The following is a 3555-nucleotide window of genomic DNA, read 5'->3' on the forward strand; positions in this document are numbered from 1 at the left end:
GCCCTCGGTGGCGGGGGTGAGCGAGGTGCTCGGCTCGCACGAGGCGCCGCCGACCCCCGCCGGGGGGACGCCGCTGCCCGCGGACGCGCCGCGGCGGCCGGAGGAGCCGGTCGACCCGACCGTCTGGCGCGACCACCCGTAGGCCGGGAAAGGGCAAAGGGCCCCGCGGGGGAACGGGGCCCTTTGTCGCTCAGCACTCGGCGTCAGGGCTGCGCCGGGTGCTGGAGGTGACGGCGCCGGGGGAGGAGCGCCGTCGTGTCGGTTGGCTCGGGTCGTGCCCCTTCGGTGCCGGCGTGGGTGGCCGGGGAGCGGGGCACGCGCTTCCGTGCGGCGGCGGGCCGGCGGGCAGGTCTGCGCCGGGCCCTCGCTCACGGAGCGTGAAGTGAAAACCGCTGTCGCCTTTCGGTGCGACGACCGTGGAGACCTCGGTCCGGGCCCCCGCGACGCACCTGCCGGCCGCCGGGAGAACCGGTCACACCGAGCATCGTGGTGGACGGAGGGGTTTCTCTGCAACCGATTCGGCACGTTCGGCACAGCTCATTTGCGGACGACATTGCGTCGAATGATCACGGTGCGTAGTGGTCTGGAGGATTGCGGTGCACGGGGACGCGCGTAGCGGCGCGGGACGGTGAGGGGGGAGTGCGCCCGGGGCGTGCCCCGGATCGAAGGGGGGTCAGAGGGGGTCGGAGGGGGGCCGAAGGGCGGTGCGACGGCCGGCCCCGGGCGTCCCCGGGGAACCGGCCGTCCCACCTCTCGGCCCAGTCGCGGCCGGGGTCGCTGTCCCCTGCTGGCCGGCCGCGGCACCCGCGCACGGTCCCACGGCGCCGCTCCCCGGCGGGCCGGGGCGGCGGCGCCACATGCGCCGGTGGACTGGGGTGAAGCTCCACGCGTGGTCCTGCTGCCCGTACGGCGGTGCCCCCGGTCGGGGGCGGCGGCGGCGCGTCTGGCGGACGCGGCGCGGCCGTCCGGTCGTCAGAAGCAACGAAGCGCGACCCCGACCGGTCACGGTCCTTTGGACGTGCAGACGAGTGAAACCGGACAGCCCGGTAGAATCGGTGTCCAGACACCCACACCCGTCCGCCGCCGCTGCCTCCCGCCGGGGAGGCGGTTCAGCGCGACACCTCGATACCGCTGCCGGAAGGCCGTCTGTGTCCTCTGCAATTCCCGTCCAGTCCGTGCCGGACAACGACACCGTCCTGGTGGTCGACTTCGGCGCCCAGTACGCCCAGCTCATCGCCCGTCGGGTGCGTGAGGCGCGGGTCTACAGCGAGATCGTGCCGAGCAGCATGCCGGTGGCCGAGATGCTCGCCAAGAACCCCAAGGCGATCATCCTCTCCGGCGGTCCGTCGTCGGTCTACGAAGAGGGCGCGCCGCAGCTCGACCGCGCGATCTTCGAGGCCGGTGTCCCGGTCTTCGGCATGTGCTACGGCTTCCAGCTGATGGCGAAGACGCTGGGCGGCACCGTCGACAACAACGGTGCCCGCGAGTACGGCCGCACCCCGCTGACCGTCTCCCGCACCGGCTCCACCCTGTTCGAGGGTGTCCCGGCGCAGCACTCGGTGTGGATGTCGCACGGCGACGCCTGCTCGGCCGCCCCGGCGGGCTTCAGCGTCACCGCCTCCACCGAGCTGGTCCCGGTCGCGGCCTTCGAGAACGACGAGGCCCGGCTGTACGGCGTCCAGTACCACCCCGAGGTGCTGCACTCCGACCACGGCCAGCAGATCCTGGAGCACTTCCTCTACCGCGGCGCCGGCATCGCCCCGACCTGGACCACCGGCAGCGTGGTCGATGAGCAGATCGCCCTGATCCGCGAGCAGGTCGGCACCAAGCGGGCGATCTGCGGCCTGTCCGGCGGCGTGGACTCCGCGGTCGCCGCCGCCCTGGTCAACAAGGCCATCGGCGACCAGCTGACCTGCGTCTACGTCGACCACGGCCTGATGCGCAAGGGCGAGACCGAGCAGGTCGAGAAGGACTTCGTGGCCGCCACCGGCGTGCAGCTGAAGGTCGTCGACGCCGCCGAGCGCTTCCTGAACGCGCTGAAGGGGGTCACCGACCCCGAGGAGAAGCGCAAGATCATCGGCCGCGAGTTCATCCGGGTCTTCGAGCAGGCCCAGGCCGAGATCGTCGCCGAGGCCGGCGCCCACGGCGAGTCGGTCGACTTCCTGGTCCAGGGCACCCTGTACCCGGACGTGGTGGAGTCCGGCGGCGGCACCGGCACCGCCAACATCAAGTCCCACCACAACGTCGGCGGCCTGCCCGAGGACCTGCAGTTCCAGCTGGTCGAGCCGCTGCGCAAGCTGTTCAAGGACGAGGTCCGGATGGTCGGCCAGGAGCTGGGCCTGCCGGAGGAGATCGTCCAGCGCCAGCCGTTCCCGGGCCCCGGCCTGGGCATCCGGATCGTCGGCGAGGTCACCGAGGAGCGCCTGAACCTGCTCCGCGACGCCGACGCGATCGCCCGCGAGGAGCTCACCGCGGCCGGTCTGGACCGCGAGATCTGGCAGTGCCCGGTCGTGCTGCTCGCCGACGTGCGCAGCGTGGGCGTGCAGGGCGACGGCCGCACCTACGGTCACCCGATCGTGCTGCGCCCGGTCTCGTCCGAGGACGCCATGACAGCCGACTGGTCCCGTCTGCCGTACGACGTGCTGGCGAAGATCTCCACCCGGATCACCAACGAGGTCCGCGACGTCAACCGCGTCGTCGTCGACGTCACCAGCAAGCCGCCGGGCACCATCGAGTGGGAGTGAGCACTCCCCGCGAAGCCTGAACAGCCGCGCCGTCGTTCCCGTACTGGAGGGAACGGCGGCGCAGCCGTTCGCGGCCCCCCGCGTCGGTATGTCCCACCGAAAGCGTGCAGGAGCGGGCAGAATGCGGACCGGACCTGTCAGGTAGTGGCAGGCCGTGAGGGAAGGTGTGACGGATGTCGGAGGTCAGCAACTCCGAGGCGGTCGCCGGAGGAGCGTCCGGCCGGGCCGACCGGGCGGCGCAACGGCGGGCGTTCGCGTCCCGGTACGCGCTGCTGCCGCTGCGGCTGTTCCTCGGCGTCACCTTCGTCTACGCCGCCCTGGACAAGCTCTCCGACGCGCACTTCCTGGCCGGCGCGGGCGACCCGGCCTCCTTCGTCTCGCAGACCCAGGCCGCCAAGGCTGGCGGCAGCCCGATCGGCTTCCTGCTCGGGCCCGCGCTGGACGCGCCCACCCTGTCCGCGCTGGCCATCGCCTTCGGCGAGCTGGCCGTCGGCCTCGGCACCCTGCTCGGCCTCTGGGGCCGGGTCGCGGCGCTCGGCGGCGCGCTGATCAACCTGAGTCTGTGGCTGACCGTCAGCTGGAGCGTCTCGCCGTACTACCTCGGCAACGACCTCGGCTACCTGATGGCCTGGACCCCGCTGCTGCTGGCCGGCACGCCGTACCTGTCGGTGGACGGCTACCTCGCCCGCCGGGCCGGGCGGGACCGCGAGCGGGGGCTGACCGAGGCGCACGTCAGGCGCCGGGCGCTGGTGGACGGCGGGATCGCGGCGGTCGCCATCGGCGGCGCCGGGCTGCTGAGCGGCTCGCTCAC

The 3555-nt window shown here is 72.9% G+C and carries 2 protein-coding genes; both read left to right on the plus strand.

From position 1 onward, the window contains the following. Window positions 1-1175: 1175 nt before the first annotated feature. Window positions 1176-2744 (plus strand): glutamine-hydrolyzing GMP synthase, encoded by a 1569-nt coding sequence (gene guaA, locus BG452_RS31585; protein ID WP_411293053.1) that lies wholly within the window; start codon window positions 1176-1178, stop codon window positions 2742-2744. Between the two features lie 173 nt (window positions 2745-2917). Beyond that, window positions 2918-3555, plus strand: a 638-nt coding sequence (locus BG452_RS31590) for a DoxX family membrane protein (protein ID WP_188307783.1), incomplete at its 3' end; no start/stop codon positions are given.

The sequence above is a fragment of the Streptomyces sp. CBMA123 genome (assembly GCF_014596465.1).
Classification (GTDB): domain Bacteria; phylum Actinomycetota; class Actinomycetes; order Streptomycetales; family Streptomycetaceae; genus Kitasatospora.